Annotated in this window: 23 protein-coding genes; 20 read left to right on the top strand and 3 right to left on the bottom strand. The window is 38.3% G+C overall.

Annotation, left to right across the window (positions count from 1 at the left end):
* Positions 1-38: 38 nt before the first annotated feature.
* The 3 genes from holA (at position 39) to H7T98_RS07705 (ending at position 3277) form a co-directional block, all read left to right on the top strand.
* Complete coding sequence (gene holA / locus H7T98_RS07715) at positions 39-1073, top strand: DNA polymerase III subunit delta (protein ID WP_195917818.1); 1035 nt, start codon at positions 39-41, stop codon at positions 1071-1073.
* Between the two features lie 95 nt (positions 1074-1168).
* Positions 1169-1774 (top strand): superoxide dismutase SodA, encoded by a 606-nt coding sequence (gene sodA, locus H7T98_RS07710; RefSeq protein ID WP_004182735.1) that lies wholly within the window; start codon positions 1169-1171, stop codon positions 1772-1774.
* Between the two features lie 96 nt (positions 1775-1870).
* Positions 1871-3277 (top strand): serine hydrolase, encoded by a 1407-nt coding sequence (locus H7T98_RS07705; RefSeq protein WP_195917817.1) that lies wholly within the window; start codon positions 1871-1873, stop codon positions 3275-3277.
* A gap of 31 nt (positions 3278-3308) precedes the next feature.
* Here H7T98_RS07705 and H7T98_RS07700 read toward each other — a convergent pair whose 3' ends face one another.
* The gene (locus H7T98_RS07700; protein ID WP_195917816.1) at positions 3309-3965 is read right to left on the bottom strand and encodes a prepilin peptidase; all 657 of its coding nucleotides are present in this window, start codon (positions 3963-3965) and stop codon (positions 3309-3311) included.
* A 109-nt stretch (positions 3966-4074) separates the two neighbouring features.
* Between H7T98_RS07700 and H7T98_RS07695 the strand changes: the two genes are divergently transcribed.
* The 17 genes from H7T98_RS07695 (at position 4075) to ileS (ending at position 21543) form a co-directional block, all read left to right on the top strand.
* Positions 4075-4596, top strand: a complete 522-nt coding sequence (locus H7T98_RS07695) for a Dps family protein (protein ID WP_195917815.1) — start codon at positions 4075-4077, stop codon at positions 4594-4596.
* 87 nt (positions 4597-4683) lie between these two features.
* On the top strand, positions 4684-5121 hold the full coding sequence (locus tag H7T98_RS07690; RefSeq protein ID WP_195917814.1) for a Fur family transcriptional regulator: 438 nt from the start codon (positions 4684-4686) through the stop codon (positions 5119-5121).
* Positions 5122-5222: 101 nt separating this feature from the next.
* Complete coding sequence (locus H7T98_RS07685; protein WP_014634249.1) at positions 5223-5429, top strand: YqgQ family protein; 207 nt, start codon at positions 5223-5225, stop codon at positions 5427-5429.
* Positions 5422-6390, top strand: coding sequence for an ROK family glucokinase (locus H7T98_RS07680; protein ID WP_195917813.1), 969 nt, complete (start codon positions 5422-5424; stop codon positions 6388-6390). Before H7T98_RS07685 ends, H7T98_RS07680 begins: the two co-directional genes overlap by 8 nt.
* Before the next feature lie 144 nt (positions 6391-6534).
* Positions 6535-8385: a translational GTPase TypA gene (typA, locus tag H7T98_RS07675; protein ID WP_002884130.1), complete on the top strand. Its 1851-nt coding sequence runs from the start codon at positions 6535-6537 to the stop codon at positions 8383-8385.
* A 19-nt stretch (positions 8386-8404) separates the two neighbouring features.
* Positions 8405-8674 carry a DUF3165 family protein gene (locus tag H7T98_RS07670; protein WP_002884134.1) on the top strand — a complete coding sequence of 90 codons (270 nt, stop codon included), beginning with the start codon at positions 8405-8407 and terminating at the stop codon, positions 8672-8674.
* Between the two features lie 127 nt (positions 8675-8801).
* The gene (gene murD / locus H7T98_RS07665) at positions 8802-10154 is read left to right on the top strand and encodes a UDP-N-acetylmuramoyl-L-alanine--D-glutamate ligase (protein WP_201061606.1); all 1353 of its coding nucleotides are present in this window, start codon (positions 8802-8804) and stop codon (positions 10152-10154) included.
* A 3-nt stretch (positions 10155-10157) separates the two neighbouring features.
* The gene (locus H7T98_RS07660) at positions 10158-11228 is read left to right on the top strand and encodes a UDP-N-acetylglucosamine--N-acetylmuramyl-(pentapeptide) pyrophosphoryl-undecaprenol N-acetylglucosamine transferase (RefSeq protein ID WP_014634252.1); all 1071 of its coding nucleotides are present in this window, start codon (positions 10158-10160) and stop codon (positions 11226-11228) included.
* A 9-nt stretch (positions 11229-11237) separates the two neighbouring features.
* Positions 11238-12377, top strand: a complete 1140-nt coding sequence (locus tag H7T98_RS07655; RefSeq protein WP_201061604.1) for a cell division protein FtsQ/DivIB — start codon at positions 11238-11240, stop codon at positions 12375-12377.
* Positions 12378-12503: 126 nt separating this feature from the next.
* Positions 12504-13880, top strand: coding sequence for a cell division protein FtsA (gene ftsA, locus H7T98_RS07650; RefSeq protein WP_022496829.1), 1377 nt, complete (start codon positions 12504-12506; stop codon positions 13878-13880).
* A 28-nt stretch (positions 13881-13908) separates the two neighbouring features.
* Positions 13909-15231 carry a cell division protein FtsZ gene (gene ftsZ, locus H7T98_RS07645; RefSeq protein ID WP_002884133.1) on the top strand — a complete coding sequence of 441 codons (1323 nt, stop codon included), beginning with the start codon at positions 13909-13911 and terminating at the stop codon, positions 15229-15231.
* A 2-nt stretch (positions 15232-15233) separates the two neighbouring features.
* Positions 15234-15917 (top strand): YggS family pyridoxal phosphate-dependent enzyme, encoded by a 684-nt coding sequence (locus H7T98_RS07640; RefSeq protein WP_048674456.1) that lies wholly within the window; start codon positions 15234-15236, stop codon positions 15915-15917.
* 4 nt (positions 15918-15921) lie between these two features.
* Complete coding sequence (locus H7T98_RS07635; RefSeq protein WP_038675734.1) at positions 15922-16506, top strand: cell division protein SepF; 585 nt, start codon at positions 15922-15924, stop codon at positions 16504-16506.
* 3 nt (positions 16507-16509) lie between these two features.
* Positions 16510-16767 carry a YggT family protein gene (locus tag H7T98_RS07630; protein ID WP_004182719.1) on the top strand — a complete coding sequence of 86 codons (258 nt, stop codon included), beginning with the start codon at positions 16510-16512 and terminating at the stop codon, positions 16765-16767.
* On the top strand, positions 16767-17570 hold the full coding sequence (locus H7T98_RS07625; RefSeq protein ID WP_002883997.1) for an RNA-binding protein: 804 nt from the start codon (positions 16767-16769) through the stop codon (positions 17568-17570). The genes H7T98_RS07630 and H7T98_RS07625 overlap by 1 nt, the downstream gene beginning before the upstream one ends.
* Before the next feature lie 52 nt (positions 17571-17622).
* Positions 17623-18498: a DivIVA domain-containing protein gene (locus H7T98_RS07620; RefSeq protein WP_002884119.1), complete on the top strand. Its 876-nt coding sequence runs from the start codon at positions 17623-17625 to the stop codon at positions 18496-18498.
* A gap of 246 nt (positions 18499-18744) precedes the next feature.
* Positions 18745-21543 (top strand): isoleucine--tRNA ligase, encoded by a 2799-nt coding sequence (gene ileS, locus H7T98_RS07615; RefSeq protein WP_048674459.1) that lies wholly within the window; start codon positions 18745-18747, stop codon positions 21541-21543.
* A gap of 93 nt (positions 21544-21636) precedes the next feature.
* On the opposite strand, the gene nrdF is transcribed toward ileS, so the two are convergent.
* Both nrdF and nrdE read right to left on the bottom strand, forming a co-directional pair.
* Positions 21637-22596, bottom strand: a complete 960-nt coding sequence (gene nrdF, locus H7T98_RS07610; protein WP_014633295.1) for a class 1b ribonucleoside-diphosphate reductase subunit beta — start codon at positions 22594-22596, stop codon at positions 21637-21639.
* 157 nt (positions 22597-22753) lie between these two features.
* Entirely contained in the window at positions 22754-24913 is a 2160-nt protein-coding gene (nrdE, locus tag H7T98_RS07605) for a class 1b ribonucleoside-diphosphate reductase subunit alpha (protein ID WP_013990782.1), read from the bottom strand.
* Positions 24914-24983: the final 70 nt, after the last annotated feature.

The following is a 24983-nucleotide window of genomic DNA, read 5'->3' as shown; positions in this document are numbered from 1 at the left end:
GCTTTTTGTTATGGTGAAAATTCTGTTATAATAAAACCATGATTGCTATGGAAACGATTGAAAAGCTGTCCAAAGAAAAGCTCCCTATGATAACGGTCTTGGCGGGCGAGGATTTAGGGCAGTATAGTCAAGCTAAAGAAAAATTTTTAAAACAAATTGGTTTTGATCCCAGTGACTTAACCTATTCTTATTTTGATATGTCTGAGACTGATTATCAAGATGCTGAGCTCGATTTAGAAAGCATGCCTTTTTTTGCAGATGAAAAGGTGGTCATTTTTGATCATTTCGCAGATATGACTACTGCTAAAAAATCGTATCTGGATGAGAAAGAGTTGAAGCGCCTTGAAAATTATCTTGAGTCTCCTGTTGAAACAACACGTCTTGTCTTGATGTCTGCAGGAAAGCTAGATGGAAAGCGTCGTTTAGTCAAACTTCTCAAACGTGATGCCATGGTGCTTGAAGCCAGTCCTTTAAAAGATGCAGAACTTAGAACCTATTTTCAAAAGCAGGCGCATCAAGAGGGGCTTACATTTGATACAGGAGTCTTTGAGGAACTTTTGATTAAGTCAAATTTTGACTTTTCAGATGTTCAAAAAAACTTAGCTTTTCTAAAGGGGTATAAAACGGAAGGAAATATCTCATCGCAAGATATTGCTGAGGCCATTCCGAAAAGTTTGCAAGATAATATTTTTGATATGACGCAACTTCTTTTGCGAGGCCAAATTCAGAGTGTTCGTGAATTGGTTCATGATTTACGGCTTCAGGGTGAAGATGAGATTAAGTTGATTGCTGTGATGTTGGGACAATTTCGTACCTATTTACAGGTTAAACTCTTATCTGCTCAAGGCAAAAGTGAGCAGCAAATTATTTCAAGTCTGTCAGATTATTTAGGGCGTAAAGTCAATCAATTTCAGGTTCGTTTTGCTCTGAGAGATAGTCGTCCTTTGTCAGTAGCATTCTTAAAAATGACGATTAAGATTTTAGTAGAGACAGATTACCAGATAAAAACAGGAACCTTAGATAAAGATTACTTGTTTGATTTAGCACTTTTAAAAATCGTATCAAACCGCTAGAGATTTAGAATTTTCTTTGATTTTGTAAGCAAAATTTTTGAAAGCTCTACCACTTTACGGTAAAATGAAGAAAAAATGAAAAGAGGACCTTTACTATGGCAATTATCCTTCCAGACCTTCCTTACGCTTACGATGCTTTGGAACCATACATTGATGCTGAAACAATGACTCTTCACCACGATAAACACCACGCAACTTATGTAGCAAATGCTAATGCTGCTCTTGAAAAACACCCAGAAATTGGTGAAGATCTCGAAGCACTTTTGGCTGACGTGGAACAAATTCCAGCAGATATTCGTCAAGCACTTATTAACAATGGTGGTGGACACCTTAACCACGCACTTTTCTGGGAACTCTTGTCTCCTGAAAAACAAGAACCAACTGCAGAAGTAGCAGCTGCCATTAACGAAGCTTTCGGCTCATTTGAAGCCTTCCAAGAAGCTTTCACAGCAGCAGCAACAACTCGTTTTGGTTCAGGTTGGGCATGGCTTGTTGTTAACGCTGAAGGTAAGCTTGAAGTCGTTTCAACAGCTAACCAAGACACTCCTATCTCAGACGGTAAGAAACCAATCTTGGCACTTGATGTTTGGGAACATGCTTACTACCTAAACTACCGTAACGTACGTCCAAACTACATCAAAGCTTTCTTTGAAATCATTAACTGGAATAAAGTTGCTGAGCTTTATGCAGCAGCTAAATAAGTTTAAAATTATCCTCACTATTGGGGATATTTTTTTGTAATATGATTGTAAAATCTCCTTGATTTTTAGTGAATTATAGCTTAAACTATATTTGTTATGAAAAAAAAGAAAAAACATTCAAGCAAAAAGTATAGTGGAAGCCGCCGAAAAACTAAAGATAAAAAGAAAGATTCGGTAAAACAAGACCTTCAACAAGACGTCCAAAAAGACACTAAAGACACTAAAGATACTAAAAAAGATGTCAAAAAAGGCGCTAAGAAAGACAACAAAAAAGCATCGAAAAAAGATGCTAAAAAGACTTCTAAAAAATCAGTAGAGAAGAAATCTGCTGAGGAATCAGTAGTACCAGTTGAGCACAAGGAAAATGAAGCAAAAAATGAAACCTTGGCACTTAGAAGTAAGCGCTCTAAGAAATCTAAAGCTAAATCAAAATCAACTCGTGATGATAAAAAAGCTTATATTATCTTAGCATTCCTAGGTGTTTTGGTAATTCTTTTGTTTGTTGCCATGCTTGCTTTAGCAGGACGTGGTAAACAAGCTGGTCACACTGGTGGTATTGGAAATATCTTCGGATCTAGTTCTAAAGTCACTAAAAAAGAAGACAAAGAAAAAGAGGAAAAGGTAACTCCAACTAATAAATCAGCCGAAGCTAAACAAGCAGTCATGGAAGCAGATGCAGATACCATGTATGGTAATGGCTTGTATTATGATTATGCTAACATGACATTGAACCAAGTGGTTGAAGCATTTATGGCTGACCAAGGTATTGAGTCTAGCCAAATTGCCTTTTCATATAAAAATACCAAGACAAATGAGCAATTCTCAATGAATGATACTCAACCAATGACTGCAGGATCAACTTATAAATTGCCATTAAACATGCTTGTCATGGATCAGGTTAATAAGGGTAAACTTTCTTTAACTGAACGTTTTGATATTACTAATACTGAGTATGAATATCAGGCTGAGCACGATAGTTATGTTGCTGCTTTCGGTGGTTCGATGACTATTCCAGAGATGCAAGAGTATTCTCTTGTTTACTCTGAGAACACTCCTGCCTATGCTTTGGCGGAACGCCTTGGTGGTATGGAAAAATTCTATGGCATGCTCGATAAATACGGTAAATCAAAAGGTGAAGTGAAGACTATCCAAATGCATGGTAATAAGACGACAACGGATTATTACATCCAAGTTTTGGATTATCTTTGGAAACACCAAGAGGATTATAAAGACATTCTCAAATATTTAGGAGAGTCTTTCCCAGAATATTATTATAAAACATATAATCAAGGATTGACTATTTATCAGAAACCAGGTTATGTTCGTGAAGCACTTAACGTTGATGCTATTGTAATGGAAGATACACCGTATCTTATTGCAATTTATACACGTTACCTAGGAGGTTCTAACGAAGAAACTTCAGAGGTTAATAATGTGGGATTACAACAATTAGAGATGCTCTCTTATGTCATTAATGAGTGGCACCGTGTCAATATGAACTAATAAAGAAAAGCCGAATTTATCGGCTTTTTTTCTATATAATTGAACAAAAAGTAAGAAGTACTATCCCTAGAAAAAGAAATGGGACAAATGCAATGCATTCCTTAAGATTTTTTCGTAGAAGGAAGTAAGCTAGTCCTAATAGGCAGGCAATTTCGATAATAAGTAGTATTTTTGAAAATGGGAAAATAAGGGAGGCACTTGCTAAATAGAGAAAATCTCCTTCCCCAATATTTAGATGCTTCATATAAGAAAGGATAGCGAGGATTATCCCTAAGGCAAATGTGATGTAGTAGTTGCCCATGAATAAGAGTGGGACTGTTCCAACTATCCAAATCAGAAGCGGATAGGATTTATGTTTCAAATCAAAAATTGATAGACAAAGGCTGAAGTAAAGAAAGTAGGTTACTTCAAGACTTAAAAAGTCATAGAAATATAGCAGGCATATTACTCCACAAAATAGTTCAATAAAGAGGTAACGAAAAGGGATAGGAGTCTGACATGAACGGCATCTAGATTTTAAGAAAAGTTGTGAGAGGATAGGGATTATCTCGAAAAAACGCAACTGATGCTTGCAATGGCTACAGTGACTTCTAGGAAAAATAATCGACTTTTCAGGAAAACGATCACAAATCAGTCCGGTAAATGAACCTAAAGAGGCTCCTAGAAAAAAATAAATAATACTTAACATACCTAATTATTCGAAAAAGAGTGAGAAAAAACATTTTGCTTGCATCTTATTTAGAAATATTCTAAAATAAAAGTGTAAATAATAGTAATTCTAAATAAGGAGAATTAATATGGTAGATTCAATTAAAGAAACAATCAATGAAACAGTTAACCAACAAGCTGAAACACCTTCAAATACAAAAACTAAAGCAGTTTTGAATCAAGCAGTTGCTGATTTGTCTGTAGCAGCTTCAATTGTTCACCAAGTTCATTGGTATATGCGTGGTCCTGGTTTCCTCTATCTTCATCCAAAAATGGATGAATTGATGGATAGTTTGAATGCTCATCTTGATGTTATTAGTGAACGTTTGATTACTATTGGTGGGGAACCATACTCAACTTTGGTAGAATTTTCATCTAATTCAGGCTTGACTGAAACTACTGGTACATTTGACAAACCAATGTCTGACCAGATCCAATTATTGGTTGATACATACAAATATTTGTCAGTATTGTTCCAAGTTGGTTTGGATATCACAGATGAAGAAGGAGATGCTCCTTCAAATGATATCTTCACTGCGGCTAAATCTGAAATTGATAAGACAGTCTGGATGTTGACTGCTGAACTTGGACAAGCTCCAGGCTTGAGATAAGCATTTTTGAGTTAAGATGATTGTCAAGAGTTCCTCTAAAAGTGTATAATAGACGTAAAATACTTTTAGAAGAAGGGAGGCGGCGATATGTCTGAGCATCGACGTAGTCTAGGCGTTTATGAAGATGTCCTAAATCAGTTAAAAGCTAAAGGAATTCGGTTGACGGAATCTCGTAAAGCTGTTATTCGCTATTTGATGATGTCTGATCAACACCCTAGTGCAGATGTGATATATTATGACCTTCTCCCTGACAATCCTGGGATGAGTTTGGCGACGGTCTATAACAACCTGAAGGTGTTGGTAGAAGAAGGGGTTGTCTCTGAAATCAAGGTTAATAATGATAATACAACCTATTATGATTTTATGGGACATGACCACTTAAACATTGTTTGTGAAAAATGTGGTCACATTACTGACTTAGACTTACCGATTCCGTCTTTCAAGGAAGAGGTAGAATCACAAACAGGCTTTCGCATTACTCGTGAACAGATGATTTTACATGGGATTTGTCCGAATTGTCAATAACCTGAGTCTAAATGACTTAGGTTTTTTTGAAGTATACAATAATCTGTAAAGGTTTTCAAAACTATCTTGTCATGGCAGAAGCTTTTTGCTAAAATATTGCTATGAAAACTTTATATGACGTTCAACAGTTGTTGAAACAGTTTGGCATAGTAGTTTACCTAGGGAAAAGGCTCTATGATATCGAAATGATGAAGATTGAATTAGAAGCCCTCTACCAGAATGGTTTGGTGGACAAGGACAGCTACCTTACTGCTGAAATGATTTTACGACGTGAACATCGCATTGAAATGGAGAAAGAAAATGAGTAAAAAACTCTTGGGAATTGACCTTGGTGGAACAACTGTTAAATTTGGTATTTTGACTTCAGAAGGTGAAGTGCAAGAAAAATGGGCGATTGAAACAAATACGCTTGAAAATGGTCGTCACATTGTCCCTAACATCGTGGAGTCTTTGAAACACCGTTTGGAAATGTACGGACTTACTGCAGAAGATTTCATTGGAATTGGTATGGGTTCTCCAGGAGCTGTTAATCGTGAAAATAAAACGGTCACTGGTGCTTTCAACTTGAACTGGGCAGAAACTCAAGAAGTTGGATCTTTCATCGAAAAAGAACTCGGTATTCCATTTGCGATTGATAATGATGCTAACGTTGCTGCCCTCGGTGAACGTTGGGTTGGTGCTGGTGCTAACAATCCTGATGTTGTCTTTGTGACATTAGGAACAGGAGTTGGTGGCGGCGTTATCGCTGATGGTAACTTGATCCATGGTGTTGGCGGTGCTGGTGGTGAAATTGGCCACATTATCGTTGAGCCTGAAACAGGATTTGAATGTACTTGCGGAAACAAAGGATGCTTGGAAACTGTAGCTTCTGCAACAGGTGTCGTACGTTTGGCACGTCATTTAGCAGAAGGATATGAAGGTGACTCTTCTATTAAAGCTGCTGTAGATAATGGTGAGCAAGTAACAAGTAAAGATATTTTCGTTGCCGCTGCTGAAGGCGACAAGTTTGCCGATAGCATCGTTGACAAGGTCTCTGAATACCTAGGACTTGCAACAGCAAATATCTCAAATATTCTTAACCCAGATTCAGTTGTCATCGGTGGTGGTGTTTCAGCAGCTGGTGAATTCTTGCGTAGCCGTGTCGAAGGATACTTTACACGTTATGCATTCCCACAAGTTCGCCGTACAACAAAAGTGAAATTAGCAGAGCTTGGAAATGATGCTGGTATCATCGGAGCTGCTAGCCTTGCACTTACAATTGATAACTAATGAATGACAGAAGGTGTGTCTGACCAATTATAGGTGGACAGCACCTTTTTCTTGTTGAAAAACGTTTACAATCAGCTGAGCTCTGCCATTTTGTTGAAAATGTGGTATACTTTAAAAGTTGAAATAAAAATTAAAGAGGAAAAAATGACTAAACTTAGAGAAGATATCCGTAACGTAGCCATCATTGCCCACGTTGACCACGGTAAAACAACACTTGTTGATGAATTGTTGAAACAATCACACACTCTTGACGAGCGTAAAGAGCTTGATGAGCGTGCAATGGACTCTAACGATCTTGAAAAAGAACGTGGAATTACCATCCTTGCCAAAAATACAGCCGTTGCTTATAACGGTACGCGTATCAACATCATGGATACACCAGGTCACGCGGACTTCGGTGGAGAAGTTGAACGTATCATGAAAATGGTTGATGGGGTTGTTCTTGTTGTCGATGCCTACGAAGGTACAATGCCTCAAACACGTTTTGTGTTGAAAAAAGCGCTTGAGCAAAACTTGACACCTATCGTTGTTGTTAACAAGATTGATAAACCATCAGCTCGTCCTGAAGAAGTTGTTGATGAAGTTCTTGAACTTTTCATCGAGCTTGGTGCCGATGATGATCAGTTGGAATTCCCAGTTGTGTATGCTTCAGCGATTAACGGAACATCATCATTGTCAGATAACCCTGCTGATCAAGAGCACACTATGGCTCCAATCTTTGACACTATTATTGACCACATCCCAGCTCCTGTAGATAACTCAGACGAGCCTCTTCAATTCCAAGTGTCACTTCTTGACTACAATGATTTCGTTGGTCGTATCGGTATTGGACGTATCTTCCGTGGAACTGTAAAAGTCGGTGACCAAGTTACCCTTTCAAAACTTGATGGAACAACAAAGAACTTCCGTGTTACTAAACTTTTCGGTTTCTTTGGTTTGGAACGTCGTGAAATTGAAGAAGCAAAAGCTGGTGATTTGATTGCCATCTCAGGTATGGAAGACATCTTCGTTGGTGAAACAATTACACCAACTGATGCTGTTGAACCATTGCCAGTTCTTCGTATTGACGAACCAACACTTCAAATGACTTTCTTGGCTAATAACTCACCATTTGCAGGTCGTGAAGGTAAACACGTGACATCACGTAAGGTTGAAGAACGACTTTTGGCAGAGTTGCAAACAGACGTTTCTCTTCGTGTTGATCCAACTGATTCTCCTGATAAATGGACTGTCTCAGGTCGTGGTGAATTGCACTTGTCAATCCTTATCGAAACAATGCGTCGTGAAGGTTACGAACTTCAAGTATCTCGTCCAGAAGTTATCATCAAAGAAATTGATGGCGTGAAATGTGAGCCATTTGAACGTGTTCAAATTGATACTCCAGAAGAGTACCAAGGTTCTATCATCCAAGCCCTTTCAGAACGTAAAGGTGACATGCTTGATATGCAAATGGTTGGTAACGGTCAAACACGTCTTATCTTCCTTGTACCAGCTCGTGGTCTTATCGGATTCTCAACTGAATTCTTGTCTATGACACGTGGTTACGGTATCATGAACCATACTTTCGACCAATACTTGCCAGTTGTTGCTGGTGAAATTGGTGGACGTCACCGTGGTGCCCTTGTTTCTATCGATACAGGTAAAGCGACAACTTACTCAATCATGCGTATCGAAGAACGTGGTACAATCTTTGTTAACCCAGGTACTGAAGTTTATGAAGGTATGATTGTTGGTGAAAATGCTCGTGAAAATGACCTTGGTGTCAATATCACTACAGCAAAACAAATGACAAACGTGCGTTCAGCAACTAAGGACCAAACGGCTGTTATCAAGACTCCACGTATCTTGACTCTTGAAGAATCGCTCGAATTCTTGGATGATGATGAGTATATGGAAGTAACGCCTGAATCTATCCGCTTGCGTAAACAAATTTTGAATAAAGCAGAGCGTGATAAAGCCAATAAACGTAAGAAAAAAGCAGCAGAAGCTGAATAATATTTAGAGAGGAGAAGAGATGTTTTATCTGATTGTTGCTATATTGATTGCATCGTTCTATTTCTTTATTGCACCAAAGTCGGTAAAAAACACCATGAATCTTCTCTTTGTCATGGCTACCTTAGCATTGCTCTTACTTTTAGCAGTGCTATCAATCATTAAATTCTTCAGTTTACCTGGTGAGTTCTTTGTTACGGTGGGAATGCTTGTATTGAGCTATTTCACCTTGAAAGATTTTTTCGCTATGTCAGAGCTTAATCATGAAAAAGCCGAACATGAAGATAAATAAGTAGCATGAGATTAAAAGTCAATCGAATAGATTGGCTTTTTCTTTTGCCAAGAAGAGGTAACTCCTTGAAATAGCTTAGGATAAAGGGTAAAATGATTATGATACAATTTGAGAGAATGGACGAATTATGAAATCAGTAACACAATTTGAAAATAAAAAAGTTTTGGTCCTTGGTTTGGCTAAATCTGGTGAAGCAGCTGCCCGCCTATTGGCTAAGTTGGGTGCTATTGTCACAGTAAATGATGGGAAACCATTTGAGGAAAATCCATCAGCACAGGCGCTTCTTGAAGAAGGGATTAAGGTTGCCTGTGGCGGACATCCTCTTGAACTATTGGATGAAAATTTTGAATTAATGGTGAAAAATCCTGGAATTCGTTATGACAATCCAATGGTAGCTCGTGCACTTGAAAAAGGCATTCCTGTTTGGACTGAAGTCGAATTAGCTTACCTAGTATCTGAAGCACCTATTATCGGTATTACAGGCTCAAATGGTAAGACAACAACGACAACTATGATTGCTGATGTCCTAAACCATGGTGGCAAATCGGGTGTCTTGTCTGGAAATATCGGTTTCCCTGCGTCAGAAGTTGCACAGTCAGTTACTGCTCAAGATACCTTAGTTATGGAATTGTCTTCTTTCCAATTGATGGGGATTGACAGCTTCCATCCACATATTGCTGTGATTACTAACTTGATGCCGACACATATTGACTATCATGGTAGTTTTGAAGAATATGTGGCTGCCAAATGGAATATTCAAAATCAGATGACTGCGGATGATTTTGTTGTTTTGAACTTCAATCAAGACTTGGCTAAGGAATTAGCTACACAAACTAAAGCACAAGTAGTTCCATTCTCAACAGTGGAAAAAGTAGATGGTGCCTATCTTGAAAATGGTGGTCTCTACTTCAAAGGTGAATTGGTGATGCAAGCCGATGAGATTGGCGTTCCTGGTAGTCACAATGTTGAAAATGCCTTGGCAACTATAGCTGTAGCAAAATTGTCAGGTATTTCAAACCAAGCTATCAAGGAAACTCTCGCAAGCTTTGGTGGGGTTAAGCACCGTCTCCAATTCGTTGACACTATTGATGAAGTAAGATTCTACAATGACAGTAAGTCAACAAATATTTTAGCGACACAAAAAGCACTTTCTGGTTTTGATAATAGTAAAGTCATTTTGATTGCCGGTGGTTTGGATCGTGGTAATGAATTTGATGAACTCATTCCTGACATTACTGGTCTTAAGAAAATGGTGATTTTAGGGGAATCTGCTCCTCGTGTCAAACGTGCTGCTGATAAAGCGGGTGTGACTTATCTTGATGCCAAAGATGTGGCAGATGCGACACGTATTGCTTTTGATCAAGCCAGTGCAGGAGATGTTGTCTTGTTGAGCCCTGCAAACGCAAGCTGGGATATGTACAAGAATTTCGAAGTGCGTGGTGACGAATTTATCACAACTGTTGAGCAATTGAAGGGATAGTCTATGGCAAAAGCGAAAAAGATTGTTTTTACCGGTGGTGGAACCGTTGGACATGTGACTTTAAATCTTATCTTAATTCCAAAATTTCTCAAAGATGGATGGGAAGTGCACTATATCGGTGATAAGCACGGAATTGAACATGAACAGATTGATAAATCTGGCTTAGATGTGACTTTCCATAGTATTGCTACAGGTAAACTACGTCGTTATTTCTCATGGCAAAATATGTTGGATGTCTTTAAAGTTGGTTGGGGTATTCTACAGTCTATTGCAATTATTGCCAAGATTCGCCCCCAAGCACTCTTTTCAAAAGGTGGCTTTGTCTCAGTTCCACCGGTAATTGCTTCTAAATTATTAGGAGTTCCTGTATATGTGCATGAGTCTGACCTTTCTATGGGCTTGGCCAATAAAATTGCCTATAAATTTGCGACTACTATGTTTACGACTTTTGAACAATCAAAAGGATTGGCAAAGACAAAACATGTAGGTGCTATTACAAAGGTAGGAATGGCGACATCCAATCAGTCTGATGCCCTTGAAAAGATTAAAGAACAGTTTGATGACAACTTAAAAACTGTCCTTTTCATTGGTGGTTCAGCTGGTGCAAAAGTATTTAATGATTTTATTAGTAATACTCCACAACTGACGGAAAAATATAATGTCATTAATATTTCTGGGGACTCTTCATTGAATACCTTAGAACGTCATCTTTATAGAGTTGATTATGTGACAGATTTGTACCAACCTCTTATGGATACGGCAGATTTAGTTGTAACTCGTGGTGGCTCAAATACGATTTTCGAATTGTTGGCTATGAAAAAACTTCATTTAATTATTCCTTTAGGGAAAGAAGCTAGCCGAGGAGACCAACTTGAAAATGCTGCCTATTTTGAACGAAAAGGCTACGCACGTCAATTACAGGAAACAGAATTAAGTTGGGAAACCTTGAATCATGAGCTTGAACAACTTGTTGAACATGCAGAGACTTACAAAGAAGCGATGGCTAAATCTGAGGAAATCACTTCTCCTGATGATTTTTATAACCTATTAGTGACTAGTATTTCAAAAAAATAAAGGAATTTCATGGCAAAAAAGGATCAAGAATCACAAGAAAAACAAGTTCTCACAGAGTGGCAGAAGAGAAATCTCGAATTTTTGAGAAAAAAAGAAACCGAAGATTCTGAAGAATTTGCGAATGGAAAGGTCGTTCATTCACAAGAAGCGACTTCAAATGAGAGCCAGCCACCAGTGAAAAAGAAGGTTAAAAAGAAAAAAAAGACCAAAAGGAAGAAACGAAAAAAAGGTAATACAACTAGTAATATTCCAATTGCACAACAAAATCTTGCAGGACTAGTTGTTTTTATCGCTGCACTCCTAATCGTATTTTCACTTTTCTTTATTTCACCTTGGTCAAAACAAAAGGTTCTCACTGTATCAGGAACAAAAAATGCTTTACCAGAAGATGTGAAAGTTGCAAGTGGTATTCTTGATACAGACTATATCACTCATGTCTTTTTCAACCAAGGAAAGATTGCATCAACTGTTGAAAAAACCAATGTTTGGGTTAAAAAGGCTACAGTTACATATAGTTTTCCAAATCAATTTAATATTGCGGTAAAAGAATACCCAATTGTGGCTTATCGTCAAACTACAAATGGTTATGTTTCTATTCTTCAAAGTGGTAAGACGGGAGGAACAGTTTCAACTAGTAATCTACCTGATAAATTCATCACTTTAAAAATGGATGACGAGAAGAAAATCGAAGAGTTAGTAAAAGAATTAAATAAACTTGATACAAAAATCAAGAATAATATTCAAATTATTAATCTTACGCCTACTAAAGCAACTTCAGATTTACTAACGATTGAGCTGTATGATGGCAATTCCATTCGTGTTCCTCTTTCTCAATTAACAGTTAAGCTTCCTTACTACGAGAAAATTAAGAGTCAACTTTCAGATGGAAGTATTGTAGATATGGAAGTTGGACTTTATACAACGACCCCTGAAGTTGAATCATCAAAAACTGATGGGGATAAAAAGAAAGACAAAGATAAGACTGATAAAAAGGAAAATCCAACTTCTGAAGAAGGTCAAGATACTACAACATCAACGGAACAGCATTCTGAGGAAGAGTCTAATTCTGAAAATCCGGGTATTCAAGGACAAGAAAATCCAACTGTTGGTCAAGAAACAACTCTTCGCCCTTCCCCTGCTCAAGGCTAATATTGAATAATAAAAAACGTAAAATGCTGACATTTTACGTTTTTTTATGGTACAATAGTATCCGAATAATTCTGTTTTTATACAGTTTACAAAGATATTGAATGGAAAGATTGAGAGGTCGAGTGAATGGCTAGAGATGGCTTTTTTACAGGATTAGATATAGGAACTAGCTCGATTAAGGTTCTTGTTGCTGAGTTTATTGATGGATCAATGAATGTCATCGGAGTAAGTAATGTTAAGAGTTCTGGTGTGAAAGATGGCATCATTGTTGACATTGACGCTGCAGCGAAATCAATCAAAACAGCTATTGAACAAGCAGAAGAAAAAGCTGGGATTGTTATTGAGCAAGTGAACGTTGGGCTTCCAGCTAATCTTCTTCAAATTGAGCCTACACAAGGTATGATTCCTGTAACAAGTGAATCAAAAGAAATCAAAGATGAAGATGTTGAAAGTGTTGTTCGCTCAGCCTTGACAAAGAGCATTACACCTGAGCGTGAGGTTATCTCACTAGTTCCCGAAGAGTTTATTGTTGATGGCTTCCAAGGAATTCGTGATCCTCGTGGAATGATGGGGATTCGTCTTGAAATGAGAGGTCTCATATACACAGGTCCAACAACAATTCTTCACAACCTTCGTAAGACAGTTGAACGTGCTGGTATTCAAGTAGAGAATATTATCATCTCTCCTCTTGCAATGACACGTGCTGTTCTAAATGAAGGTGAACGTGAGTTTGGTGCTACTGTTATTGATATGGGTGGCGGTCAAACAACTGTTGCGAGCATGCGTGCTCAAGAACTTCAATTTACCAATATTTATTCTGAAGGTGGCGAGTACATCACTAAGGATATTTCAAAAGTTTTGAAGACTTCAATGCAGATTGCTGAAGCACTTAAGTTCAATTTTGGTAATGCAGATATTGAAGAAGCAAGCGAAACAGAAACTGTCCAAGTAGAAGTTGTAGGTGAGAATTCACCAGTTGAGATTACAGAAAAATACCTTGCTGAGATTATCTCAGCTCGTGTTAAGCATATCCTTGATAGAGTTAAACAAGACTTGACTCGAGGACGTCTACTTGATTTGCCTGGTGGCATTGTCCTTGTAGGTGGAACAGCTATCATGCCAGGTGTGGTTGAAGTTGCTCAAGAAATTTTTGAGACAAATGTTAAACTTTACGTGCCAAATCAAGTTGGTATCCGTAATCCAATGTTTGCAAATGTGATTAGTCTTGTTGAGTATGTTGGTCTTCTTACAGAAGTTGATATCATCGCGCAACAAGCTGTGTCTGGTGAAGAGTATCTTCGTCGTAAACCAATCGACAATGAGGCTCCTGCCTTGAGTTTTGATAGAACTCCAGCTCCAGCACCTCGAGTGGCTCCTCAACCAAATCCTATTCCAGTTGAGAATACCATTGAGGTACCTCTGCCAGTTGAAGAAGAAAATCATGAACAAAAACAAAAACTTGGTGATCGTGTTCGTGGTATTTTCGGCAGTATGTTTGATTAATTGAATCTAGTAAAAGCGAGGAAATAAAATGAGTTTTTCATTTGATAGCGCATCAGTTCAAGGTGCGGTAATTAAAGTTATCGGTGTCGGTGGAGGTGGCGGAAACGCCATCAACCGAATGATTGAAGAAGGTCTTGCTGGTGTTGAATTTATTGCAGCTAATACTGATATTCAAGCACTCAGCTCTTCTAAAGCAGAAACAGTAATCCAATTGGGTCCTAAATTGACTCGTGGCCTTGGTGCCGGAGGTCAACCTGAAGTTGGTCGTAAGGCAGCTGAAGAAAGTGAAGAAACACTTACAGAAGCACTTACAGGAGCTGATATGGTCTTTATCACTGCTGGTATGGGTGGTGGCTCTGGTACAGGGGCAGCACCAGTTATTGCACGTATTGCGAAAAGCTTGGGTGCATTGACAGTTGCAGTTGTGACACGTCCATTTGGATTCGAAGGTAACAAACGTGGTGCCTTCGCTGTCGAAGGTATTCAAGAGTTGCGTGAGCAAGTTGATACCCTTCTTATTATCTCTAACAATAACCTTCTTGAAATCGTTGATAAGAAAACACCACTTCTTGAAGCTCTTAGTGAAGCAGATAATGTTCTTCGTCAAGGGGTCCAAGGTATTACGGACCTTATCACTAACCCAGGTTTGATCAACCTCGACTTTGCCGATGTGAAAACAGTTATGGCAAATAAAGGTAATGCACTTATGGGTATTGGTATTGGTTCAGGTGAAGAACGTATTGTTGAAGCTGCGCGCAAAGCAATCTATTCACCACTTCTTGAAACTACTATTGATGGTGCAGAAGATGTTATCGTTAACGTAACTGGTGGTCTTGATATGACGCTTACAGAAGCAGAAGAAGCATCTGAAATTGTTGGTCAAGCAGCTGGTAGCGGTGTTAACATTTGGCTTGGTACATCAATCGATGATACATTGAAAGATGAAATCCGTGTAACTGTTGTTGCAACTGGAGTTCGTCAAGATCGTGCTGAAAAAGTATCTGGTATGAAAGCTCAGCCACGTAAAGTGACTACAGCTCCTTCACAACCATCAGCTCCTGCTCAACAAGTTGTTCAAGAAGAGCAACGTCCAGTTTCTCAACCTTCATTTGAACGTCAACCAAATTTTGACTATAATGAAACACCTTCAATGCCTCAAGCAGGAGTTCGTCCTGCAGCGGCAGCTCCTCAACAAGAGCAGTCAGCTTTTGGTAATTGGGATTTGAGACGTGATAATATTTCTCGTCCTGAAACTGGTCAACTAGATAGTCAATTGACTATGTCTACATTCTCAAGTGATGTTGAAGATGATGATGAATTGGAGACACCACCATTCTTTAAAAATCGTTAATAATGACTATAGAAGAGAATAAAAATAATGTTTATCAAGCGGTAAAAAAAGCTTGTGATAAGGCTAATCGCTCTAGTGATGATGTCAATATTATTGCTGTAACCAAATATGTTTCAAGTGATGTCGCTGAAGAATTAGTTAAAACGGGAATCAAGCACATTGCTGAAAATCGCGTTGATAAATTCTTAGATAAGTATCAAGCTTTAAAAAATTATGATTTGACTTGGCACCTTATTGGTACCCTGCAACGTCGTAAAGTAAAGGATGTTATTAATTTAGTTGATTATTTTCATGCTTTGGATTCTGTTAAATTGGCAGAGGAAATTCAAAAGCGTGCCGACCACACCATTAATTGCTTCCTACAAGTTAACGTTTCAGGTGAAGAGTCAAAACATGGTTTTTCACCTGAAGAACTTGATACTGTTCTAAAACAAATTGAAAATCTTGATAAGATTTGTATAGTTGGACTCATGACTATGGCTCCAATTGATGCAGATGCTCAAGAACTTGATAAGATTTTTGCTGAGACAAATGAACTTAGACAATCAATTCAAGAGAAAAAACTAAAGAATGTTCCTTGTGATCAGTTAAGCATGGGGATGAGTCGAGACTATGACATGGCTATTCAGAATGGATCAACCTTTGTCAGAATAGGCAGTGCATTCTTTAAAGAGAACGGAGAATAACCTTATGGCATTAAAAGACGCAATTGATAAAATTGTTTCATATTTTGATACCGACGAAGTAACAGATTATGAAGATGCTGCTAAAGAAGAGGCTAAAGAACGTCCAGTGAAAGCACAGAAACCTGTGCAGACACCACCTCCTCGTCAGCAACGTCAACCTGAGCGTTCTCAGGCAACAGTCCCTCCTCGTCGCCAACATGTTCATTCAGACTTACAGGAAACTCAAGTCCTTCGTAGTTTACCTCTGAGTCGTTCACAAGCAAACCAGGGACCACAACAAATGAATACAACTAAAACAACAATTGCAATTAAATATCCTAAAAAGTATGAAGATGCTCAGGAAATTGTAGAACTATTGATTGAAAACGAATGTGTTTTAATCGATTTTCAATATATGTTGGAAGCGCAAGCTCGTCGTTGTCTTGACTTTATTGATGGTGCTAGCAAGGTACTTACAGGCAACTTGCAAAAAGTTGGCTCTTCAATGTATTTGCTTACGCCAATTAATGTCGTTGTTGACATCGAAGAGATTGGGTTGGCACATGGCAATCAAGAAGCTAATTTTGACTTCGACATGAAGAGACGTTAAGCGATGTCTGTATTACTTTATGTTATTTGGGCACGTGTTGTTAACGTGATAGAGATTCTTCTTGTAGTTTATGCGTTCTTATCCTGGTTTCCAGGAGCTTATGACACTAGCCTTGGAAGAATCATTAGACAAATTGTTCAACCGATTCTCGCACCATTTCGTCGCTTGAATTTAGCTTTTGCTGGTATTGATTTTTCAATATTGGTAATTGTACTTCTACTAAACTTTTCACTTAGAATTCTTAGATTTATTCTACTCTGATGTCAGATATTAAAAATATTGAACAGCATTACTCGTTAGATGAACGGCCTTTTCTAGAGAAGGTTAGGGGATTTTGTCAATTAGTTGATGATAGGTACAGTCCTTACTTAACTGATTTCTTGAATCCTCGTGAAATTCAGATTGTTGAAGAGTTAGCTCATTACTACAATTTAAAATTTTTTGTGAGTTCTACTCCTGAATCTGAAGAATATGGAAGAGTTATTCTTGCTCCCGAATATTACGAGCTTGATGACGAAGACTTTGAAATTAAACGCCTAGAAATCTCTTATGCGAGACAGTTCAATAAATTGACACACCCAAAAGTTTTGGGAGCACTGATTAATCAACTTGGTCTTGACCGTCAAGTATTTGGAGATATTATTCTTGATGAAGAAGGACGCGTTCAATTTTCCATTGCTTCTCATTTAGCAAGTTATGCGATAATGACTATTACTAAGATTGGTAATGTTTCGGTTACTCTAAAAGAAGTAAGTAAAGACGATTGGATTTCAAATCAAGAAAATTATTCACAATCTTTTGTTTTACTTTCCAGTATGCGTCTTGATAATGTGTTGGCGACGGTACTAAACCTATCCCGTTCTAACGCCTTAAAACTTATTGCTTCTGGAAAAGTTAAATTAAATTATAGACAAATTGAGAAGGCTAATCAGACGGTTATGATTGGTGATATGATTTCGGTTAGAGGTTATGGTCGATTTCGACTAGCTCAACGAGACGGATTTTCAAAGTCCGGGAAAGCTAAAATCGTTATTGAAAGTCTGTTAAGACGGAGAAAAAAGTAGTTATTTAATTTAAACCATCAGATATGGTAATGAAAAATAAAGGAGGCCTGTAATGGCTATTACAGCACTTGATATTAAAGATAAACAGTTTACAACTAAATTTCGTGGATATAATGAGCAAGAAGTTGATGAATTTCTTGATATTATTGTAGATGATTATGAAGATTTGGTTCGTGATAATCGTGAACTTGCTGCTCGTGTAAAAGAGCTTGAAGAAAAATTGGCTTATTTTGATGAAATGAAAGAATCATTGAGTCAATCAGTTATTTTGGCTCAAGAAACAGCTGAAAAAGTTAAAGCTTCAGCGGCTGATGAATCAGCTAACTTGATTAATAAGGCTAACTTCAATGCTACTCATTTGGTTGAAGAAGCTAAATCTAAGGCATCTGAAATTCTTCGTGATGCAACAGATGAAGCCAAACGAGTTGCCATCGAAACAGAAGAACTTAAGCGTCAAAGTCGTGTCTTCCACCAACGCCTATTGGCTGCAGTTGAAGGTCAACTTAGCTTAGCAAGTGCTCCAGAATGGGGTGAATTGTTGCAACCAACAGCTATTTATCTTCAAAATTCAGATGCTGCCTTTAAAGAAGTTGTTGAAAAAGTTTTGGATGAGCATGTACCTGATTCAAATGACGCAGCTTCATTTGATGCAACTCGTCAATTCACTCCTGATGAAATGGCTGAACTTCAACGTCGCGTTGCTGAAAGTAATAAGCAAGTTGAAGATTTCTCTAGTCCAGAAGTTGATGAAACAAACGAAGTTGTCTCAACTCCAGTTGATTTTGGTATTCCAGATACTTTCGAGAGTGAAGTGGCAGATTTCCCAACTTCAGCACCAGTAGATGAAGATTTTGATTTGCAACCTGAGTCAACAGGTGAAATTAATCTTAACGAAACACAAACGTTTAAATTGAATATTAGCGAATAAGAAAAATACAACTTACCAAGTATATTAACAGCGAGTGGGAGATGGTGTGAGTCCCACATTCCCTATTTGGATAGTTATCATTTTCAAGCATTCTAACTGAACTAAGTAAGTTAGAAGGATGGTCCTCCTTACGGACATATGAGGGAGCAAATGTTTTTTGCTCTGAATTAAGGTGGTACCACGAGCTTTCGTCCTTTTTGATGAAGGCTCTTTTTATTTAGTAAATTAATTTAAAGAGGAGATATAATGAAACTCAAAGAAACCTTAAATCTAGGTAAGACAGCTTTTCCAATGCGAGCTGGACTTCCTAACAAAGAACCAATCTGGCAAAAAGAGTGGGAAGATGCTAAGATGTATCAACGTCGTCAAGAGTTGAACCAAGGTAAACCTCACTTCACTCTTCATGATGGTCCTCCGTATGCCAATGGTAATATTCACGTTGGACATGCGATGAATAAAATTTCTAAGGATATCATTGTTCGTTCAAAATCAATGTCTGGTTTCTATGCTCCTTACGTTCCTGGTTGGGATACGCATGGTCTTCCAATTGAGCAAGTGTTGGCAAAACAAGGTGTGAAACGTAAAGAACTTGATCGTGCTGAATATCTTAAGATGTGTCGTGATTATGCACTTTCACAAGTTGACAAACAACGTGAAGATTTCAAACGTCTTGGTGTTTCGGCTGATTGGGATAATCCATATGTTACTTTGACACCAGACTATGAAGCTGCACAAATCCGTGTCTTTGGTGAGATGGCTAAAAAAGGTTACATCTATCAAGGTGCAAAACCAGTTTATTGGTCATGGTCATCAGAGTCAGCACTTGCTGAAGCAGAAATCGAGTACCATGATTTAGTTTCAACCTCACTTTACTATGCCAATAAGGTTAAGGATGGTAGAGGAGTACTAGACACAGATACATATATCGTAGTTTGGACAACAACACCATTTACAGTAACAGCTTCACGTGGTTTGACTGTTGGTGCTGATATTGAATACGTTCTCGTAAAACCTGCCGGAGAAAACCGAAAATTTGTCGTTGCTTCTGAATTACTTAATAGCCTTTCTGAGAAATTTGGTTGGACTGATGTGGAAGTACTTCAGTCATGCCGTGGTGAAGAATTGAATCAAATCGTCACTGAACACCCATGGGATACAGAAGTTGATGAGCTTGTTATCCTTGGTGATCACGTTACTACTGATTCAGGTACAGGTATCGTCCATACGGCTCCTGGTTTTGGTGAGGATGACTATAACGTAGGTATCGCTAATGGCCTTGAAGTTGCCGTAACCGTTAATGAGCGTGGTATCATGATGGAAAATGCTGGTCCTGATTTTGAAGGTCAGTTCTACGATAAAGTGGCGCCAATCGTTATGGAAAAACTCGGTGATTTGCTCCTTGCTAAAGAAGAAATCTCACACTCATACCCATTTGACTGGCGTACGAAGAAACCAATCATCTGGCGTGCTGTGCCACAATGGTTTGCCTCTGTTTCTAAATTCCGTCAAGAGATTTTGGATGAGATTGAAAAAGTTAAATTCCATTCTGAGTGGGGGAAAGTTCGTCTCTACAACATGATTCGTGACCGTGGTGACTGGGTAATCTCTCGTCAGCGTGCTTGGGGTGTGCCTCTCCCAATCTTCTATGCTGAAGATAAAACACCAATCATGACTGAAGAAACAATCGAACATGTGGCTAAACTTTTCGAAGAGCACGGTTCAGTTATCTGGTGGGAACGTGATGCCAAAGATCTTCTTCCAGAAGGATTTACACATCCGGGTTCACCAAATGGTGAGTTTACTAAAGAAACTGACATTATGGACGTATGGTTTGACTCAGGTTCATCATGGAATGGTGTCGTTGTTAACCGTCCTGAGTTGACTTATCCAGCTGACCTTTATCTTGAAGGTTCAGACCAATATCGTGGATGGTTTAACTCATCACTTATCACATCTGTTGCTAATAATGGTGTTGCACCATACAAACAACTCTTGTCTCAAGGTTTTGCGCTTGATGGTAAGGGTGAAAAGATGTCTAAATCCCTCGGTAATACTATTGCTCCTAGTGATGTTGAGAAACAATTTGGTGCTGAAATTCTGCGTCTTTGGGTAACAAGTGTTGATACAACTAATGACGTTCGTATCTCAATGGATATCCTTAGCCAAGTATCAGAATCTTATCGTAAGATTCGTAACACACTTCGTTTCTTGATTGCTAATACATCTGACTTCAATCCAACAACTGATGCAGTAGCCTTTGAAGACTTGCGTTCTGTAGATCAGTACATGACTATTCGATTTAACCAATTAGTTAAGACTATTCGTGATGCCTATGCAAACTTTGAATTCTTAACTATCTACAAAGCCTTGGTTAACTTTATTAACGTTGAGTTGTCTGCTTTCTATCTTGATTTTGCCAAAGATGTGGTTTATATTGAGAGTGCAGAATCACTTGAACGTCGTCAAATGCAAACAGTCTTCTACGATGTTCTTGTTAAGATTACAAAACTATTGACTCCAATTCTTCCTCACACTGCAGAAGAAATTTGGTCATATCTTGAATTTGAAACAGAAGACTATGTTCAATTGTCAGAGTTGCCAGAAGCAGAAGATTTCGCTGGTCAAGATGCACTTCTTGAAAAATGGAATGCCTTCATGGATTTCCGTGGCCAAGCTCAAAAAGCTTTGGAAGAAGCGCGTAACGAAAAAGTTATCGGTAAATCACTTGAAGCTCATTTGACAATCTATCCTAATGCTGAAGTCAAAGAACTTCTTGAAGGTTTGAACACTAACCTTGCTCAACTTTTGATTGTTTCAGCATTGACTATTGCTGAAGGAGATGCTCCTGAATCTGCTGTAAGCTTTGAAGGTGTAGCATTCACAGTAGAACGTGCTGAAGGTGATGTCTGTGATCGTTGCCGTCGTATCGATCCAACTACCAAAGAACGTAGCTACAATGCGACTATCTGTGATCACTGTGCTAGCATTGTTGAAGAAAACTTTGCTGAAGGTGTAGCAGAAGGTTTTGAAGTAAAAGCAAAATAAAATAAAAAGAGTTCAATTTGAACTCTTTTTCTATTTGTTTTTCGAATATAGTATTGAACACAATAAAAAAAAAACTAGCTCAGCTAGTTTTTCTTATAGTCCGTAGTTATAATCATCATCTTGCATGGCTTCAACAGTACCTAGAAGGTAACCATTACCAACTTGAGAGAAGAAGTCGTGGTTAGATGTTCCTGTAGAAATACCATTCATAACGATTGGGTTAACATCGTTCGCACTATCTGGGAAGAGTGGATCTTGTCCTAGGTTCATGAGAGCCTTGTTGGCGTTATAACGTAGGAAAGTCATGACTTCCTCAGTCCATCCAACACCATCATAAAGAGATTTAGTGTAGAGCTCTTCATTTTCATACAATTGGTAGAGAAGATCATACATCCATTCACGGAAACTTTCTTGCTCTTCTTCAGGTAATTCGTTGAACCCTAGTTGGAATTTATAGCCAATATAGGTTCCGTGAACAGATTCGTCACGGATAATGAGCTTGATGATTTCAGCGACGTTAGCCAGCTTGTTATTACCAAGATAATAGAGTGGAGTAAAGAACCCTGAATAGAAAAGGAATGTTTCAAGATATGTTGAAGCAACCTTTTTCTGAAGAGGTGTTCCATTTTCATAGATATCGTTAATGATTTTCGCCTTGGTTTGTAGGTATTCGTTACTGTTAGTCCACTCGAAAATTTCTTCAATTTCAGATTTAGTATTCAAAGTTGAGAAGATTGAAGAGTAAGATTTGGCGTGAACAGACTCCATGAACTGAATGTTGTTCAATACAGCTTCTTCATGAGGTGTACGGACGTCTGCACGAATGGCTTCAACACCCGTTTGAGATTGCATGGTATCTAGCAATGTTAAACCACCGAAAACTTTTCCAACCAAATCTTTTTCTTCAGCGGAAAGTTTACGCCAGTCATCAAGGTCATTTGAAAGTGGGATACGTGTATCTAGCCAAAATTGCTCGGTCAATTTTTCCCAGGTAGATTTATCAATCGCATCTTCGATTTCATTCCAGTTAATGGCTTTGTAGTAAGTTTCCATTAGAAACCTCTTTCTTTATTGATATCGTTACTATTTTATCATAATTCAAAATCATGATATAGTTTTTTGAGTTGATCTATTAAAAAAGTCGGCGAACCGACCTTTTAATGCATTTTGTAAATAAGAGTAGTGAAGTTGCTATCGTTAAATCACTATCTTAAATGACACAGCTTTCACATTGGTTAGAACCAACCTCTTCCCCATCATCTGTATAAGTACGGATGTAGTAGATTGATTTAATTCCTTTGTTAAAGGCGTAGTTACGAAGGATAGAAAGGTCACGAGTTGTTTGTTTATTTTCTGTTTTCCATTCGTAAATTTCTTTTGGTAACTCACTACGCAAGAATAGGGTTAATGACAAACCTTGATCAACGTGTTCAGTCGCAGCGGCATAGACGTCGATAACTTTACGCATGTCCATGTCGTAGGCTGAAGTGTAGAAAGGAATTGTGTCTGTTGAAAGACCGTTGGCTGGATAGTAGATTTTTCCGATTTTCTTTTCTTGACGTTCTTCAATACGTTGTGTGATTGGATGGATAGAAGCCGAACAGTCGTTAATGTAAGAGATTGAGCCATTTGGCGCAACAGCCAAACGGTTTTGATGGTAGAGTCCATCTTTCTTAACGAGTTCACGGAGTTCCTCCCAATCTTTAGCTTGGGGGATGAAGTGGCCATCGAAAAGTTCTTTGATACGGTCAGATTTAGGAACGTATTGGCCTGTAACGTATTTGTCAAAGTAAGAACCATCAGCATATTTTGATTTTTCAAAACCGACAAAGGTTTCTTGACGTTCACGGGCAATGTTGTTAGATTCAACTAAAGTCCAGTAGTTCATAAGCATGAAGTAGATATTAGTGAATTCAACAGATTCAGGGCTACCATACTCGATATGGTGTTTAGCGAGGTAAGAGTGAAGCCCCATAGCTCCCAAACCAAAGGTATGAGCTTGTTGGTTACCATTTTTGATAGATGGAACAGCATCAATACTTGAGCTATCTGTAACAAAGGTAAGCGCACGTGTCATTGCTCTAATCGAACGACCAAAGTCAGGTGAAGTCATCATGTTAAGGATATTAGTTGATCCAAGGTTACATGAAATGTCTGTACCGAGTTTAACAAACTCTTGTGCATCGTTAAGTTCACTTGGTGTTTGAACTTGAAGAATTTCAGAACAGAGGTTTGACATGATAATCTTACCATCGATTGGATTGTGTCGATTGGCTGTATCAACATTGACGATATATGGATAACCTGATTCTTGTTGGAGTTTAGAAATTTCAGTTTCTAGCTCACGGGCATTAATCTTGGTTTTTGTGATATTTGGATTGGCAACCAACTCATCGTACATAGCTGTAATATCAATGTAGTTATATGGTTTACCGTACTCTTTTTCTACTGAGTAAGGACTGAAGAGGTACATATCTTCATTATTACGTGCCAACTCGTAGAATTTATCTGGAACTGTAACACCAAGTGATAGTGTCTTAACACGCACCTTCTCATCAGCATTCTCTTTCTTAGTAGAAAGGAAGGCAAGGATATCTGGGTGGAAAACATCCAAATAAACAACACCAGCACCTTGACGTTGGCCAAGTTGGTTTGAGTAAGAGAAGCTATCTTCAAAAAGCTTCATAACAGGCACGACACCAGAGGCTGCCCCAGCATATCCTTTGATAGGAGCACCAGCTTCACGCAGGTTAGACAAGCTAATACCTACCCCACCACCAATACGTGATAACTGGAGGGCAGAGTTGATAGAACGTCCGATAGAATTCATGTCATCCGTTACTTGAATAAGGAAACATGACACGAGCTCACCACGACGGCTACGTCCAGCATTTAGAAATGAAGGAGTAGCAGGTTGGTAACGTTGGTGAATCATTTCGTTAGCTAGGTCACTAGCTAGGTTTTCATCACCATCAGCAAAGTAAAGGGCGTTGAATAGAACACGATCTTCAATACTTTCGAGGTAAGACTCGCCATCGTTTGTTTTGAGGGCATATTGTTGGTAGAACTTGTAGGCTGCCATGAAAGATTGGAAGCGGAATTTTTGAGAATGAATTTCTGCAGACAATTTTTCGATGAAAGCAGGCTCGTATTTACCGATGAATTCAGACTCAATATAATCGTTCTCAATCAAATAATTAATTTTATCTGTGATGCTGTTGAATGCCATTGAATTTGGCTTAACGTTTTCAAGGAAGAAGGCACGAAGTGCTTCTTTATCCTTATGCAAAGGAATTTGACCGTTAACAGGACGGTTAATTTCGTTGTTGAGGCGGAAGTATGAAACATCGCCAAGATTTTTTAAAGACATAATACAGATACCAGGCTCAGTTTAATAGTAGATTAAGGTTAAAACATTAAACTAAGCAAACAAGTTCCTT

The sequence above is a fragment of the Streptococcus sp. 23.2 genome (assembly GCF_016648665.1).
GTDB classification, from domain to species: Bacteria; Bacillota; Bacilli; order Lactobacillales; family Streptococcaceae; genus Streptococcus; species Streptococcus salivarius_E.
This window is presented reverse-complemented; position numbering and strand designations above follow the sequence as displayed.